The organism is Peptoniphilus sp. oral taxon 836 str. F0141, from assembly GCF_000179335.1.
Classification (GTDB): Bacteria; Bacillota; Clostridia; order Tissierellales; family Peptoniphilaceae; genus Peptoniphilus_A; species Peptoniphilus_A lacrimalis.
This window is the reverse complement of the sequence record NZ_AEAA01000089.1, coordinates 115,024-129,732: the sequence shown is the minus strand read 5'-3', so window position 1 is coordinate 129,732 and position 14,709 is coordinate 115,024. Positions and strand designations below refer to the sequence as shown.

The following is a 14,709-nucleotide window of genomic DNA, read 5'->3' as shown; positions in this document are numbered from 1 at the left end:
TTCAATGTTATCATCTTTTAATTTTATAGATTCGGTTTCAATATATAGATTTCTTAAATCTCTTTCTATGAGTTCACCAATTACAGTACCTTTTAACATCAAAACCTTTGAATCTTGAAACAATTTTTTTGAAAAAACTGCCATATCTATGCCATAACCTGAGGCATAAAATCTATTTGATTCTATTAAATTTTCTTCACCTTGGTTAATTTTATCAACTTTATATTTTCTAATAAGTTTAGGGTTGAAATCACAATATAATATCATTTAATGCACCTCATTTTATATTTTCTAATTTCTGCAAAATATCTTTTTTCAAATCGTTAATTTTTTTATCTCCTATGTTTTTATCCTTATCTTTTGTATAGATATATAATTTTATCTTAGGTTCAGTTCCTGATGGTCTAAGAGAAAACCATGACTTATCATTTAAAATAAATTTTAAAACATTTGAAGGACCTACATCTTTATATCCATTAATAAAATCAATTTTTTCCTTACATCTGATGCCGCCAAATTCAGAAATATTTTCATTTCTAAATTTATCCATCATCCTTTTTATTCTTTCAGCTCCCTTTTGACCTTCTAGAACAATTGAGGTTAAAAATTCACTAACATATCCATATTCTTTAAAAATTTCTTGCAGTTTATCATATAGGCTTATATTATTTTTCTTATAAAAAGCTGCCATTTCTGCTACTAACATTGCAATTTGAACACCATCTTTATCTCTAACAAAATCAGTCACTACATATCCTATTGATTCTTCATAGCCAAAGACAAATTTATATTCATCAGTTTTTTCCCAAATATTAGCATAATTACATATATTTTTAAAACCTGTCAGAGATTCAAAACATTTTATGTTGTAAGCTTTACCAATATCTTCAATTAAATCTGATGAAACTATGGATCTAACCATTGCCCCATTTTGTGGAAGAATATTTTTTGATTTTAAGCCTTTTAATATATAATCAACTAATAGATATGAAAGTTCGTTACCTGAAAATCCATAATAATCAGCTTTTTCCCTTCTTCCCAAAACTCTTAGCCTGTCGCTATCAGGGTCTGTTGCAATAATAATATCTGCATCAACTTTATTTGCATATTTTTTCCCTATATCAAAAACTTCAATAAATTCCGGATTTGGAAAAGAAACAGTTTTAAAATCTGGGTCTGGATTTTCTTGCTCCTTGACCACAGTAACATTTTTAAATCCTCTCTCTTTTAAAATATGCCTTACAGGTATATTCCCACAACCATTTAATGGTGTATAAATGATTTTTATATCTTTATCAATATCTTCTCCCTCATAAATTTTTAGATCACGGACTTTTTTGTAATAGCTCTCATCAAATTCTTTATCAACTTGACAGATAAGACCTTTTTTTAAAGCTTCATTATAGTCAAGCCTTTCGATATCAGTGTAATCAATTTTTCTATTTCTTGTAAAATTTCATCTGCCTCATCTGTTAAGATTTGAGAACCCTTTGGCCCATAAACTTTGTATCCATTATAAACTTTTGGATTATGAGAAGCAGTTACCATAACTCCTGCAGCAGTTTTTAAGTATCTTACTGCATAGGCAAGCATAGGTGTTGGCCTTATACTATCAAATACATATGTCTTAATACCAAGATTTGCAAAAATTTCAGCAGATATTCTTTCAAATTCTTCAGATTTGTGACGCACATCTCTTGCTATTACAATTCCTTTTTCCTTTAAATTTTTCTTAAGTATAACTTTACCTATTGCAAAAGCTGTTTTTGAAACAGTATAAATATTCATTCTGTTGGTTCCTGCACCAATAATTCCTCTCAAACCAGCCGTTCCAAATTCAAGACTTTTATAAAATCTATCTTTGATTTCTTCTTCATCTTTTATAGCTCTTAGTTCTTCTTTAGTTTTATCATCAGTAAAAGAAGAGTTTAGCCATCTATTATACTCATCTAAATAATTCATAAGTCCTCCTTGCAAATATCAAAAAATTTAGCTCCTATTAAATTTGCAACATCTTTTGGATTAATCTTAACTTGCAATCCAACTTTTCCACCGCTCATAAAAAAGTAATCCAAATCTTTTGCTGATGAATCTATAAATGTTGGAAATTCTTTTTTCATTCCTATGGGTGAACAGCCCCCATGAATATATCCTGTAAGTGGTAAAAGCTCTTTTTGATGAATCATTTCAATCTTTTTTTCTCCACTTGCCTTAGCTGCTTTTTTTAAATCTAATTCGCTTATAGAAGGAACAACAAAAACATAATAATTTTTATCCTTAGACACAGTAACTAAGGTTTTAAAGACACATCTGGCATCTTCCCCCGTTTTTTTAGCAACATCAAGCCCACTAATGCCACCATCAGTATTATATTCAATTAAATCATAAGTTAATTTATTAGAATCTAATATTCTAGCTACATTTGTTTTTTTCATAACTACCTCGCAATATTTATATTAAGTCTAACTTATTGCAGTATTTTTTCTGTAATATGTTAGTTTCTAAATTTTATACAATAAAAATAGTATAGATTTTTCTTAATAAATCTATACCTATATTTTAACATATTTAACTTGTTTAATTAATGTTTCCTTTTGAGCAAAATAACAATTATTAAAATTATTACACCTAAGATAACAATAGAACCACCAGGTTTTAAACCACAGTAAAAGGAAATAAAAAGACCTCCTATTGTAAAAATAACGCCAAAAACTGCTGATAATACAGTTGTTTTAAAATATCCATAATTAAACTGTAATGCCGAAGCGACTGGCAAAACCATTAAAGATGAAATAATTAATACACCAACAGTCCTTGAAGAAATAGAAATTGTTAGAGCAATTAAGAACATAAAAATTCTATTTATTCTCTCAACCTTAACTCCACTTAGCCTTGCAGAGGTTTCATCAAAAGAAATATACATTAAATCTTTATACAGATAAGAAAAAATCAAAAATACAACTAATGAAGAACCAATAATCATATAAAACTCAAAACTTGAAATTGTAATTATTGAACCGAAAAGAAAAGATTCAAAATTAGCTGCTGTATTTATAAAGCCTGAAATTAAAGATGCAAGACCAACTCCAAGGGACATGACAATTGCAGTAGAAATTTCTCCATATCCTGGGAAATTTTTTCTAATAAATTCCATGAAAAAAGTTGCTATTATGCAAGTTATCATAGCTCCAATAATAGGCTGAGTTCCTGCTAATATACCAATCATTACCCCAGCTAAAGAAACATGGGATAAGGCATCTCCTATAACTGAAATTTTTTTATTTACTAAGACAATTCCCATCAACGGTATAACTATGGAGATTATAAAACCAACAATTAGTGCCTTAATCATATATGAATAATGAAAAATTTCCACTATTTCACCTCTTCAATCTTCTTATCTTTAATCAAATAAATTCTATTTGCCAAATGTTTAACTTCTGAAAGTTCATGAGTTACCATTAAAATACTTATATTATGAAAATTATTAAAATGCTCTAAAAGATCAAAAAGTGCTAATTTAGATTTATAGTCAATGCCAGCAGTAGGTTCATCTAATATTAAAAAAGATGGAGAATTTACTATAGCTTTAGCAATTAGAACTCTCTGTCTTTGCCCACCTGAAAGTTCTTTATATAAATTGTTTTCATAATCGCTCATTCCAACAATTTCTAGGGCATTTCTTACAGATTTTTTGTCTTTTTCACTTAATTTCTTAAAGCCTTTAACTTTATGATATAAAGATAAGGATACGAGCTCAAAAACTGTAATGGGAAAATTTAAATTATTACCAACAGTAAGTTGAGGAACATATCCTATCTGATAAGAGTTATTTAAAAGGGGAAAAGTAATTTCTCCCCTATAAGCCTTTATTTCATTTAAAATAACTTTTAAAAGGGTGGACTTGCCTGCCCCATTGTCACCAATTAAAAGCGCAAAATCCCCCTTTTTAATTTCTAAATTAATATTTTCTAAAATATTTTCACTTTGATATTTAAAATATAGATTTTTGATTTGCAAAATCTTATCTGTCAACTTAAAACCTCTTCTAAGATTTTTAAATTATTTTCCATAATTGAAAAATAATCTTCGCCCTTATCCATTTGTTCTTGAGTCAAAGTTTCCACAGGAGAAAGAACTTTTATTTGTGCACCTGTTTCAGCTTTAATTGTATCGGCGATTTTTGTTGAAGTCATTTCTTCAACACAAATATATTTTATATTATTTTTCTTGATATAGTCAATTATTTGTGCCATAGTTTGTGCATCTGGTTCATCTTCGTTAGAAATATTTTTTATAGGAACTTGACTTAAGCCATAATCCCCACATAAATAACCAAAAGCTTGGTGAGAAACTACCATAACTCTATTAGGTAAAACTGATATTTTTTGGCTGTATTCTTTATCTAGATCATCACACATTTTTGCATATTTATCAAAGTTTTTTTGATAATAAGACGCATTATCTGGGTCAATTTCAGATAATTTATTCTTAATATTTTCCATTTCAATTTTTGCATTCTTAATTGAAAGCCAAGTATGAGGATCATACATACCGTGATGATGTTCTTCTTCATGAGATGAATGATTTTCCTTAGCTTCATGATTGTGATTATTTTCATTTTCATGGTTGTGGTTATGGTTTGCATCATCACTATTTTGACAAAAGTCATGGTCATGGTCGTGGTCATGAGTAGCTTTAATTAAATCAACACCTTCGCTTGCTTGGCAAGTTTTTAAATCAGGATTAGATTCTATAATTTTATCAGTAAAAGATTCAAGGCCTGCCCCATTGTAAATAAAAAGATCTGCCTTAGATAAATTTTTAATATCATCGCTTGATGGTTCATAATGGTGAGGTTCTTCTCCAGGTTTAGTCAACATAGATAAATTAATTTTATCTCCACCTATTTTTTTGTAAAATCATATATGGGATAAACAGACGCATAAACATTTAATTTACTATTACTTTCTTCATTTTTTGCTTCATTATTTGCGGCTGGTTTAGAACATGCTGTAAATAAAAGAGCAAGTAATATTACAAATATTTTTTTCATTTTTTCCTCCTTTATTGCAAATAGTTCGTATTCGCAACATTTATTATAACAAATCTTTTTCAAAATACAAGGGTTTTGAAAAATAATTTTTTTATATTATAATATAATAAATAAATGATAAGGTGAGCATATGAATGAATATAAAAAGTTATTAAAAAACCATGGATTAATTGTAACAAAAGGGCGAACTCACGCATTAGAAATACTGAAAAATTCAGGAGTTCCCTTAAACGTTGAAGAAGTATTTCAAAAAGTTGATAGAAAACTTGTCCCCAACTTTACATCCCTATATAGAATTTTGAATCAGTTATTTGAAGCGGGACTTTTGAATAAGACAATTCACCAAGATGGAATTAATTATTATGAGTTCAAAAGTCCACACCACAAACATTTTATTGTTTGTAAAATTTGTGGCACTATTTCAGAAATTAAGCACTGCCCAATGGAAACATTTGAAAAAGAAGTTTCAGAGGAAACAGGATTTACAGTAGAAGGACACACTGTAGAGCTTCAAGGCATTTGCCCCAAATGTCAAAAAGATACCAATAAAATTTAATAGCTGATATATTTTTATTATTTACAAAAAATGCCAAATTTTTATATTTGGTATTTTTTATTTATCTTATATTTTAATTAGGATTTTAATTCTAAAATAAGCTAAATAAGACAACTCACAAATTATTAATATAACTTCTCATGTAGAAAATATCTCTATATTAGCTCTAAAAATAAAAATTATTTCAAATCAAAGATTATCAACAAAAATCTAATAATTTTAAAGTTGTCAGCTTTTTATTACTATGAATTAGAGATTACCAAATTAATGATTTTTTATTATATAAATTAAGAAGCAACAAATCCAGGAAATATTTCCTCGGTTTGTCTACAATCTGAACCTTGGTATAAAAAATATCAAACTTTATTCTTTACTCAACTATTTTCTAAATATAAATAAATGCTCATGGGCAATTAGTAGAAAATTATATTTTATACTGTTTGTTTTCCAAAATCCTGTAGCCCTGCAATTATGTTGCTCTTTTATTATCATTTCTTTCATTTTAAAACCAGCATTTTCGAAAACTTGCATTACATAAAATGACAGGGGAATCATGTGACCATTTTTACGAGTATCACCCATTAAAACTGCACAAAATTTATCTTTTTTTAAAACTCTATAACTTTCAGATGCAACTTTTTTCATCTCATCTAAAAAATCATTAATTTTTAGTTGCGACAAGTCTTCTTTTATATTTTCACTATACTTGATTATATTCGCATAGGGTGGATGTGTGCAAATTAAGTCAATACTATTATCAGATATAAAATCTAAATTTCTAGCATCTCCTTTTCGCAAAAAAACTTTGCCATCTGCTCCTTCATGTTCAAAATCAATTTTTTCTCTACAACGATTAAGTGCTACATCATTGACATCTAAGCCAATTATATTTCTTTTTAATAATTTTGCTTCAACAAGTGTAGTTCCTCCACCTGCAAATTGGTCTAATATCAAATCTTTTTCCTTTGAATATCTTAAAATAATATTTCTAGGTATGTAAGGAGACCAATTGCCTCTCCACTTGGCATCGTGAGTTGCCCAATCTCCTCTTTCAGGGAATGACCAATGAGTTGTCATCTCAAGTTCAAAATTTTCAGGTTCCCACTTTGTTATTTTACTTGTCATTACTTAAATACCTCGTTGATAATACCTTCTTCAAGTTCTTTTATATTATAAATTTTGTCCATGATATCAAAAGTTTCTTCAAGATTATTTTTTGCACCAAACCAACCCTTTCCATCTGTAAACCATACGAAAGTAAATCCATCAATCCCTTGTGATTCCATAGCTAAAGTCTTATAACTCCTTGCAGTTTCATTTAGTTTACTTCCTCCACTTGCGTAAAAATTGGTTTCTATTGCATAAATCATATTTGGAGTTTTTACAACAAAATCAAATCTTTTTTCCATTTTCCCCTGGTTTGATAGTCTTGATAAATCAATTCCCCACTTAGATGTTATTTCGCTAATATACATTTCTTTAAAGTAATTCTCTTCTTTAGTAAAACCTGCTTTTTGGATAAAACCTTCAACCAAATTTTCCATTAGATGACCGCCACGATTCTTTCGTCCGTTAGAATCAAGTCCAGTCTCGACACCAGTTATATAATCTACTAAATTATTAACAATATGATTTTCAAGCAAGTCAAAAAGACCCGTTTCCTGCATAAAATAAACATAGCTTTTGTAATAGTGTTCCTTATCTTCTATATTCTCTAATGAGTTGAATTGATATAACAATCCACCCTTATTATCTTGGCAATAAATTTCATTAAGTCTTACTGCTAAAAGTATAGGAATACATCTTATAGTATCCGGATATTTTTTTATTAATTTTATGAAGTCATTTTCTATATCTTTTGAGCCAATAAGAGAATTTAAAATATTAAGCTCTATCTTTATTTTATCTACATTTCTATAAATTTTTTCAAAATCAACATAATATTTATAGTCAGATATACTGTTTCTAAAATTATTTAACCACTCTGTAAAATCTCTTTTTCCCATTGAACACTCCTTTAATAATTAAATCAAAAATTTGAAATCAATAATTCATTAACATTTCCTCTTCCCTTGCCGTTAGAGTTAATCATTCTCTTAGCTTGAACTCTTCTAATTTTAAAGTCTGAATAGATATCATCAAAAAAATTATCTTTATCATCTGTATTTTTAGGATCGGAATTGCTTAATAGAATCTTTGCTCCCCTCTCATTCATTTTTTTTGCAAATTTTGCAAGTTCTACCTGTCTATCATCATTAAAACTACTTGATGTATATGCAGTAAAGCTTGAGGTATTCGTTATAGGTCTGTATGGTGGATCAAAATATACAAATGTATTTTTGTCGATAAAACTTTCTGACTCCTTAAAATCAGCACATAATATTTTAACATTCTTTAATTTTTCAGAAATTGCGAAAATATTTTCTTGGTCACAGATTAATGGATTTTTATAAGAGCCCATAGGTACATTAAATAGTCCTTTGCTATTTACACGATACAATCCATTAAAACAAGTCTTGTTTAAAAATATTAAATAAGCAGCTTTTGTGATATTATCCTTATTATTCATGTCTAACTTTAAATCATTAAATTTTTGTCTTTTATCTAGATAATATTCTTTCCTATGTTGTGTATCTTTTGGCAAAAATTCAAGCTCTATAATTTTTAATAACTCAATTAATTCATATTTATTATTTTTAATAACTTTGTATGTATTTATCAAATCATAATTAATGTCGCTTATGTAAATTGATTCCAAATCATACTTATTTAGTATATCAAAAAAAACTGCTCCACCACCAACAAATGGCTCTGCATATTTTTTTATCTCATTATCATCGAACGGATATATTTTTTCTATTTCTTTAAGAAGCTGACCTTTCCCACCTGCCCATTTTAAAAATGGTTTAACACTTGAGTTTTTTATCTGCTTATCTATATTTTCGTCATTGTAATAAGAATTTTTATCTTTATTTAATTGTATTTTTGCTTTATTCTCTTTTATAGATATTGAGTACACTATTTCACTTCCCTAATCAATAAAAATATTATATTCTAAAAAATTTTTTATTACAAACCTTTAAACCTACAATTCTAAAGAAAAAATACAAGCAAAATATTTCTATCGAATTCAAAAAATATCATTAGTTTTTCTTTGTCTTCTGCAAGTTCTAAATTAAAATCAATAATTTTTTTCTTCTAATTCTTTTTTATCCTATATATTATATTTCAAATCCTCTTAAAAATTTTCTGCAATTTTAGTCTTTTAATTATCTTATCTTTATAGTAAAATTTTTTCACATCAAAATCTATTTTTGGCTTTATCCATTTCAAAATTTTTTATTGGGTATATTTATGGTGAGGTGATTTTGTGAGACTAAATAAGGATGATGAAGTTGTTTACGAAAGAGTTTTTACTGAAAAAGATTTAAAAGACTATGCAACAATTGCAAACTTTTGGGGCAAACATCACGAAATTCCTAATGACAAGGGCGAATATCTTTTGCAGGGACTTCTGACTGCAAGTCTTACTAATAAAATTGGTGGTGACTATGATATTTTAATGTACAAAATGGAGTTTGATTTCTTGAAAAAAGCCTACACAGGAAGAAAATTGAAGTGCGTGAATGTTGTTGATAGCCTTATCAATAAGGGTAGCAAAAATTTCATCGACATAATATCAGATGTTTATGATGAAAATGGCGACCACCTCCTTCATGGTTTTTTAAGGGGCATTTTGCTTGACTAATTTAATAAAAATTTTTAGACCAGACAAAAAAATATATATATACACAAAAAAGAAGAGCATAAGCCCTTCTTTTTAAAATATTTTAAATTAGAATTTATAAATTTACTTTTAATGTTTAATTTATATCAGCATCTTCCTTTTTTTCTTCTTTAGCTGAATTTTCATCACTTGAAGGAATTTCTTCACTTTCTTTTTTATCTTCAAATTCATCAGGCGAATAATCTTTTAGGATTGACATAAATTCTTCACCTGTTATAGTTTCTTTTCTCAACAAAAATTCTGCAATTGCTGATAAAGCCTTTATATTATCTTGAAGAATTTTTCTAGCCTTAGCATGGGCTTCTTCAATTAATTTATTTACAGCCTTATCTATTTCGTATTGAGTTTGTTGTGAACAGCTTAAGGATGCATCTGCCCCTAAATATGGATTATTTATTTCTTCCAAAGCTACAAAACCAAAGTCATCATCCATTCCATATCTTGTTATCATAGCCTTTGCAATTTTTGTTGCTTGTTCTATATCATTTGAGGCTCCTGAAGTTTGTGTTTTGAAAATTATTTCTTCAGCGCTACGTCCACCTGTTAAGGTTACAATTTTATTAAAAGCTTCTTCTTTTGAAAGTAGAACTTTTTCTTCTTCATCTACTTGCATTGTGTAACCTAAGGCTCCTGATGTTCTAGGAATTATTGTTATTTTATGAACAGGAGCACTTTTCTTTTGCTTTGCAGCAACAAGTGCGTGTCCAACTTCATGATAAGCTATAATTCTTTTTTCGCTGGCAGAAATCATGGTATTTTTTCTTTCATAACCAGCTAGAACAACTTCCACTGATTCTTCCAAATCTCTTTGGCTCATCTTATCTCTGCCTTCTCTTACAGCTCTAAGGGCAGCTTCATTTACCATATTTGCAAGATCAGCTCCACTTGCTCCTGCTGTGGAACGTCCAACTTGACCATAATCTATATCTTCGTCTTTTTTAATTTTTTCTGCGTGCACCTTTAATATGGCAATTCTTCCTGCTAAGTCTGGAAGTTCTACAGGTATTCTTCTGTCAAATCTTCCTGGTCTTAAAAGAGCAGGATCAAGAGAATCAGGCCTATTTGTAGCCGCAAGTATTACTACACCTTTTTTGGCATCAAAGCCATCCATTTCAGATAAAAGTTGATTTAAAGTTTGTTCTCTTTCATCATTCCCAGAAAAACCAGCTCCATCTCTCTTCTTACCTATGGTATCAATTTCATCTATAAAAATTATACAGGGTGCTTTTTCTTCAGCTTGTTTAAATAAATCTCTAACTTTTGCTGCTCCTAAGCCAACAAACATCTCCACAAATTCAGAACCTGAAATTGAAAAAAATGGAACTTCTGCTTCAGATGCAACTGCTTTTGCAAGAAGTGTCTTTCCTGTTCCTGGAGGCCCTACAAGTAATGCTCCTTTGGGAAGTTTTGCACCAATTTCTGTATATTTTTTTGGCTTGTGAAGAAAATCAACTATTTCCCTTAAGGCTTCCTTGGCTTCTTCTTGACCAGCAACATTAGAAAATTTTATTCCTTGCGTTGACTCTACATAAATTTTTGCCCCACTTCTGCCAAAATTCATCGGTCCAATTCCGCCTACATCTCCCATTTTTTTGAAAATAAATTTTGAAAAAATAAACCAAACTAATCCCATAAAAAATAGGGTTGATAATAATGACAATAAAAGTTGCATTATGGGATTTATTTCTTTAGGATAAATTTGCGAACTTTTTACGTTGTGTGCTATTAATCTATCAACAAGTGATGGGTCAAAAAATACGCTAGTTTCATATTTTTCAGTCTTTCCATCTTTTTTTACTACTTCAAAAGCAATAGTTTTATCTCTAACTTCTACCGTCTTTACTTTTCCCTCATTGACCATATTTACAAAACTAACATAGTCTGATTGTTTTATATCCATCCCTCTATTGATTTTGGGAATGGTAAAGTATGAAATAGTAAAAACTAAGAAGATTGCCAATATATAATATAATGCATTGGGGTCTTTATTCTTTTTCTTGTTATTGAATTTATTATTATCTTTAGAAGACAAATTCATGCTCCTCTCTTTCTTAAATTAAATTTATTATACCCAAATTTACTAAAATATAAAATATATGCCAAATGTTTGGCATATATTAAATAAGTTCTCTTCTGTTTTTTAAAGCTGCCGAAATAGTTATTTCATCATAGTATTCTAAATCTCCACCTACGGGAAGCCCATAACCTATTCTTGTAACCTTTAAATCAAAAGCTTTTAAAGCTTCGACTAAAAATGATGCAGTTATATCTCCATCTACAGTTGGAGAAGATGCAATAATTATTTCTTTGATTTCTTTATTGTTTTCAACTCTTTTTATTAATTCTACAAAATTTATGTCCGACTCAGTTCTTCCCTTTAATGGAGAAATAAATCCATTAAGAACATGATAAAGACCCTTATAAGTATGTGTTCTTTCCATTGCATCAACATCTTTTGGATATTGTACAACACAAATAGTAGACTTATCTCTATTATTATCTTGACAAATATTACAAGGATCGGTGTCGGAAATATTACAGCAAAGTGAACATTTTTTTACTTTTGATTTAATGGTCCCAATGCTATTTGCTAATTCTTCAACTTCCACCTTATCCATATCTATTATATGATATGCAAGTCTTTGAGCAGTTTTAGGACCAATTCCGGGTAACCTTGTTAAATTTCTAATTAGTTGTTCAATAGGGCCTACTATATTATCCATCTATTATAGTCCTGGAATATTTAAACCGCCAGTTAACTTACTCATTTTTGAATTCACTTTATTTTCAGCATTTCTTAAAGCTTCATTAACAGCAGCAACAATTAAATCTTCAAGCATTTCTACATCTTCTGGGTCTACGGCTTCTTTATCAAGTTTTATAGATATAACTTCTTTGTTGCCATTAACAGTAGCAGTAACTGCTCCTCCACCAGATGTAGCAGAAATTTCTTCATTTTTTAAATTTTCTTGCATATCTGCCATTTCTTTTTGTAATTTTTCAATTTGCTTCATCATATTATTCATGTTTCCACCACTACGTGGATAACCGCCAAAACCTCTTGCCATAATTCCTCCTAAATATTTTCTACAAAATTTTTACCAAATAAATCTTCCAGTTTTTTTAAAGTTGTATCGTCAGCTATACTGATTTTTACATCAATATCCATGCCATAACGTTTTTTTAATACACTTTTAATTATTTCAAGCCTTTTAGGTTCATTTGTCGATTTCAAATGAAATTCATGACCAGGACCATAACAAATATTTAAAATCCCATTTTCAAAACTTAAAGGCTTAGCATCATTTAAAAGTCCAACTAAAGGAACTTGATTTACTGCTTTTAAATCATTTAATATTTCATTCCAATCTTTTTTAATATCATTTATTCCTAAAGATTTTTCAGGTGCTTCATTATCTACAAGCTGATCATCAATGTTTTCTAAAGAATTTTTATGATATTCTTTTTTATCCTCATCAATAGACCTATTATAGTCTGAATTTTCTTCAGTATTTACTGATATAGGATCACTTTGACTGGATTTTTCTAAAATCTCATTTTCAGACTTCATATCTGAATTTAAATTTATTATATCATTTTCATTTGGCTTTTCCAAAGATTGCCTATATATATTTTTATTAATTGATGAATCTTTTGTTAGAGAACCTAAAAATTCAAGTTTTTCAACTCTTTTACTCAAATTATCTAAATTCATTTGCAAGCTTTTAAAGTTTTTCTTGTTGCAGATTTTAATGGAAGTCATTTCAAGTAAAATTCTCGGATTTTCCGCATACTTTAAATTGACCTGCAAATCTTTTAATTCATCAATTATATCAAGAATATTATCTAAATCACAAGTTGCAGCCTGTTCTTTAAAATCTTTTAAATATGTTGAATATACAAGATTTTCAGGATTTTTTAAAGTCCTAACTAACATTAAATCACGCATATGCTTTAAGAGCTGATTGTTCAAGGATAAAAAATCTTTACCTTGAATGGCTATATCATCAATTACAGAAATTGCTCTTTCGGCATCTTTATTTAAATATGCGCTTGTAAGTTCAAATAGGCTTTCTGAAGAGGAAATACCTAAAACATCCATAGCTTTTTCTATTGAAATATGGTCGCTATCAAAAGATAAAAGCTGATCTAGTACTGAAAGAGCATCTCTCATTGCCCCGTCAGAAGTTTTTGCTATAAGAAGATAAACTTCATCGTCTAAAGTTTTTCCTTCCATCTGACTTATATATTTTAATCTCTTAATAATGTTTTCTAAAGAAACCCTTGAAAATTCGAATTTTTGAGTTCTTGAAAGTATAGTTGCAGGAATTTTTTCTTTTTCTGTTGTAGCTAAAATAAAAATAAGATGACTGGGAGGTTCTTCTAATATCTTTAAAAGTGCATTAAAGGCTCCCTTAGAAAGCATGTGAACTTCATCTATTATATACACCTTATATTTTAAAAAAGTTGGTGGGTAAATTACTTTATCTTTTAAATCACGAATATCGTCTACCCCGTTATTTGAAGCAGCATCCATCTCTACAACATCAACAGACGTGTTATTTAAATTAGAAAGACAGGATTTGCATTTGTTACATGGATTCCCATCAATCGGATGCTCGCAATTAACAGCCCTAGCAAAAATTTTTGCAGCTGATGTTTTACCAGTTCCTCTCGTTCCTGAAAATAAGTATGCGTGAGAAACTTCATTATTTTTTATTTGATTTTTTAAGCTCATGACTAGAGCATCTTGACCTATCATTTGGTTGAAATCCAAAGGTCTATATTTTCTATATAAAGCTTTATACATTTTCTTTATTCACCATTTTTATTATAGCAAAAATATTGAAAATAATAAATTATCTAATATTTTTAACAGGACTTTCACAACATTATCACAAACAATCAATATCATATAGGAACAGATATTATTTAGGAGGAATTAAATTATGAAGAATTTAAAGAAATTAGCTAGTATTGGTATCGCTTCTGTTCTTATGTTAGGAATGGTTGCTTGCCAAAGCGGAAATAAAACAAATGCAAATAAAGCTCAAGAAAATGCAGTAGAAGCTCAAGAAAATGCTGATAAGAATCAAGCAGAAGCTAATGCATCTCAAGCTGAAGCTAACAAAGCTAAAAACGACGCTCAAGAAGCTGCTAAAGAAGAAGCTACTAGCAATGCTTCAACTGAAGAAGCTACAAACAACGCTTCAACTGAAAAAGCTGAATAATTTTTTTAAAGTTAGGGTCTCTTTTGAGGCCCTTTTTTTACATATATTATTATAATAAAACATTTTTTAATATTTAATA

Annotated in this window: 15 protein-coding genes and 2 pseudogenes; 3 read left to right on the top strand and 14 right to left on the bottom strand. The window is 28.9% G+C overall.

What is annotated here, in order from left to right:
• From HMPREF9131_RS04410 to HMPREF9131_RS08955, 7 genes and pseudogenes are all read right to left on the bottom strand, one after another.
• A pseudogene (locus tag HMPREF9131_RS04410) lies at positions 1 to 267 on the bottom strand (hypothetical protein); the annotation flags it as partial.
• A 10-nt stretch (positions 268 to 277) separates the two neighbouring features.
• A pseudogene (locus HMPREF9131_RS04405) lies at positions 278 to 1,962 on the bottom strand (phospho-sugar mutase).
• A complete protein-coding gene (gene ybaK, locus HMPREF9131_RS04400) occupies positions 1,959 to 2,435 on the bottom strand; it encodes a Cys-tRNA(Pro) deacylase (RefSeq protein ID WP_009345595.1) in 477 nt (158 codons plus the stop codon). Before ybaK ends, HMPREF9131_RS04405 begins: the two are co-directional and overlap by 4 nt.
• Before the next feature lie 146 nt (positions 2,436 to 2,581).
• A complete protein-coding gene (locus HMPREF9131_RS04395; protein WP_009345606.1) occupies positions 2,582 to 3,376 on the bottom strand; it encodes a metal ABC transporter permease in 795 nt (264 codons plus the stop codon).
• On the bottom strand, positions 3,376 to 4,035 hold the full coding sequence (locus HMPREF9131_RS04390) for a metal ABC transporter ATP-binding protein (protein ID WP_009345554.1): 660 nt from the start codon (positions 4,033 to 4,035) through the stop codon (positions 3,376 to 3,378). Before HMPREF9131_RS04390 ends, HMPREF9131_RS04395 begins: the two co-directional genes overlap by 1 nt.
• On the bottom strand, positions 4,032 to 4,883 hold the full coding sequence (locus HMPREF9131_RS04385) for a metal ABC transporter solute-binding protein, Zn/Mn family (RefSeq protein WP_009345625.1): 852 nt from the start codon (positions 4,881 to 4,883) through the stop codon (positions 4,032 to 4,034). The genes HMPREF9131_RS04390 and HMPREF9131_RS04385 overlap by 4 nt, the downstream gene beginning before the upstream one ends.
• A 23-nt stretch (positions 4,884 to 4,906) precedes the next feature.
• Entirely contained in the window at positions 4,907 to 5,056 is a 150-nt protein-coding gene (locus HMPREF9131_RS08955; RefSeq protein WP_369744395.1) for a hypothetical protein, read from the bottom strand.
• Between the two features lie 130 nt (positions 5,057 to 5,186).
• Here HMPREF9131_RS08955 and HMPREF9131_RS04380 point away from each other — a divergent pair, with 130 nt between their 5' ends.
• A complete protein-coding gene (locus HMPREF9131_RS04380) occupies positions 5,187 to 5,612 on the top strand; it encodes a Fur family transcriptional regulator (RefSeq protein ID WP_004825559.1) in 426 nt (141 codons plus the stop codon).
• Between the two features lie 378 nt (positions 5,613 to 5,990).
• Here the strand turns inward: HMPREF9131_RS04380 and HMPREF9131_RS04375 are convergent, their stop codons facing one another.
• Genes HMPREF9131_RS04375 through HMPREF9131_RS04365 form a run of 3 tightly spaced genes read right to left on the bottom strand, consistent with a single transcriptional unit; the run spans position 5,991 to position 8,631 of the window.
• Positions 5,991 to 6,737, bottom strand: coding sequence for a TRM11 family methyltransferase (locus tag HMPREF9131_RS04375; protein WP_004825451.1), 747 nt, complete (start codon positions 6,735 to 6,737; stop codon positions 5,991 to 5,993).
• Positions 6,737 to 7,618: a type II restriction endonuclease gene (locus HMPREF9131_RS04370; RefSeq protein WP_009345510.1), complete on the bottom strand. Its 882-nt coding sequence runs from the start codon at positions 7,616 to 7,618 to the stop codon at positions 6,737 to 6,739. Before HMPREF9131_RS04370 ends, HMPREF9131_RS04375 begins: the two co-directional genes overlap by 1 nt.
• A gap of 23 nt (positions 7,619 to 7,641) precedes the next feature.
• Positions 7,642 to 8,631 carry a DNA adenine methylase gene (locus HMPREF9131_RS04365; RefSeq protein ID WP_009345488.1) on the bottom strand — a complete coding sequence of 330 codons (990 nt, stop codon included), beginning with the start codon at positions 8,629 to 8,631 and terminating at the stop codon, positions 7,642 to 7,644.
• A gap of 351 nt (positions 8,632 to 8,982) precedes the next feature.
• Between HMPREF9131_RS04365 and HMPREF9131_RS04360 the strand changes: the two genes are divergently transcribed.
• A complete protein-coding gene (locus HMPREF9131_RS04360; protein ID WP_009345570.1) occupies positions 8,983 to 9,360 on the top strand; it encodes a hypothetical protein in 378 nt (125 codons plus the stop codon).
• 115 nt (positions 9,361 to 9,475) lie between these two features.
• On the opposite strand, the gene ftsH is transcribed toward HMPREF9131_RS04360, so the two are convergent.
• The 4 genes from ftsH to dnaX all read right to left on the bottom strand — a co-directional run bounded on the left by ftsH (position 9,476) and on the right by dnaX (position 14,209).
• Complete coding sequence (gene ftsH, locus HMPREF9131_RS04355; RefSeq protein ID WP_232202585.1) at positions 9,476 to 11,437, bottom strand: ATP-dependent zinc metalloprotease FtsH; 1,962 nt, start codon at positions 11,435 to 11,437, stop codon at positions 9,476 to 9,478.
• A 79-nt stretch (positions 11,438 to 11,516) separates the two neighbouring features.
• On the bottom strand, positions 11,517 to 12,122 hold the full coding sequence (gene recR, locus HMPREF9131_RS04350; RefSeq protein WP_009345578.1) for a recombination mediator RecR: 606 nt from the start codon (positions 12,120 to 12,122) through the stop codon (positions 11,517 to 11,519).
• A gap of 3 nt (positions 12,123 to 12,125) precedes the next feature.
• Positions 12,126 to 12,467 carry a YbaB/EbfC family nucleoid-associated protein gene (locus HMPREF9131_RS04345; protein ID WP_009345524.1) on the bottom strand — a complete coding sequence of 114 codons (342 nt, stop codon included), beginning with the start codon at positions 12,465 to 12,467 and terminating at the stop codon, positions 12,126 to 12,128.
• Positions 12,468 to 12,475: 8 nt separating this feature from the next.
• On the bottom strand, positions 12,476 to 14,209 hold the full coding sequence (dnaX, locus tag HMPREF9131_RS04340) for a DNA polymerase III subunit gamma/tau (protein WP_009345635.1): 1,734 nt from the start codon (positions 14,207 to 14,209) through the stop codon (positions 12,476 to 12,478).
• Between the two features lie 139 nt (positions 14,210 to 14,348).
• Between dnaX and HMPREF9131_RS04335 the strand changes: the two genes are divergently transcribed.
• Positions 14,349 to 14,630 (top strand): hypothetical protein, encoded by a 282-nt coding sequence (locus HMPREF9131_RS04335; RefSeq protein ID WP_009345545.1) that lies wholly within the window; start codon positions 14,349 to 14,351, stop codon positions 14,628 to 14,630.
• Positions 14,631 to 14,709: the final 79 nt, after the last annotated feature.

Bases quoted from the DNA above. Each gene is read 5' to 3' on its own strand.
- ybaK (WP_009345595.1), bottom strand. From the start codon at position 2,435: ATGAAAAAAACAAATGTAGCTAGAATATTAGATTCTAATAAATTAACT.
- HMPREF9131_RS04385 (WP_009345625.1), bottom strand. From the start codon at position 4,883: ATGTTGACTAAACCTGGAGAAGAACCTCACCATTATGAACCATCAAGC.
- HMPREF9131_RS08955 (WP_369744395.1), bottom strand. From the start codon at position 5,056: ATGAAAAAAATATTTGTAATATTACTTGCTCTTTTATTTACAGCATGT.
- HMPREF9131_RS04380 (WP_004825559.1), top strand. From the start codon at position 5,187: ATGAATGAATATAAAAAGTTATTAAAAAACCATGGATTAATTGTAACA.
- HMPREF9131_RS04375 (WP_004825451.1), bottom strand. From the start codon at position 6,737: ATGACAAGTAAAATAACAAAGTGGGAACCTGAAAATTTTGAACTTGAG.
- HMPREF9131_RS04370 (WP_009345510.1), bottom strand. From the start codon at position 7,618: ATGGGAAAAAGAGATTTTACAGAGTGGTTAAATAATTTTAGAAACAGT.
- ftsH (WP_232202585.1), bottom strand. From the start codon at position 11,437: ATGAATTTGTCTTCTAAAGATAATAATAAATTCAATAACAAGAAAAAG.
- recR (WP_009345578.1), bottom strand. From the start codon at position 12,122: ATGGATAATATAGTAGGCCCTATTGAACAACTAATTAGAAATTTAACA.
- HMPREF9131_RS04345 (WP_009345524.1), bottom strand. From the start codon at position 12,467: ATGGCAAGAGGTTTTGGCGGTTATCCACGTAGTGGTGGAAACATGAAT.
- dnaX (WP_009345635.1), bottom strand. From the start codon at position 14,209: ATGTATAAAGCTTTATATAGAAAATATAGACCTTTGGATTTCAACCAA.
- HMPREF9131_RS04335 (WP_009345545.1), top strand. From the start codon at position 14,349: ATGAAGAATTTAAAGAAATTAGCTAGTATTGGTATCGCTTCTGTTCTT.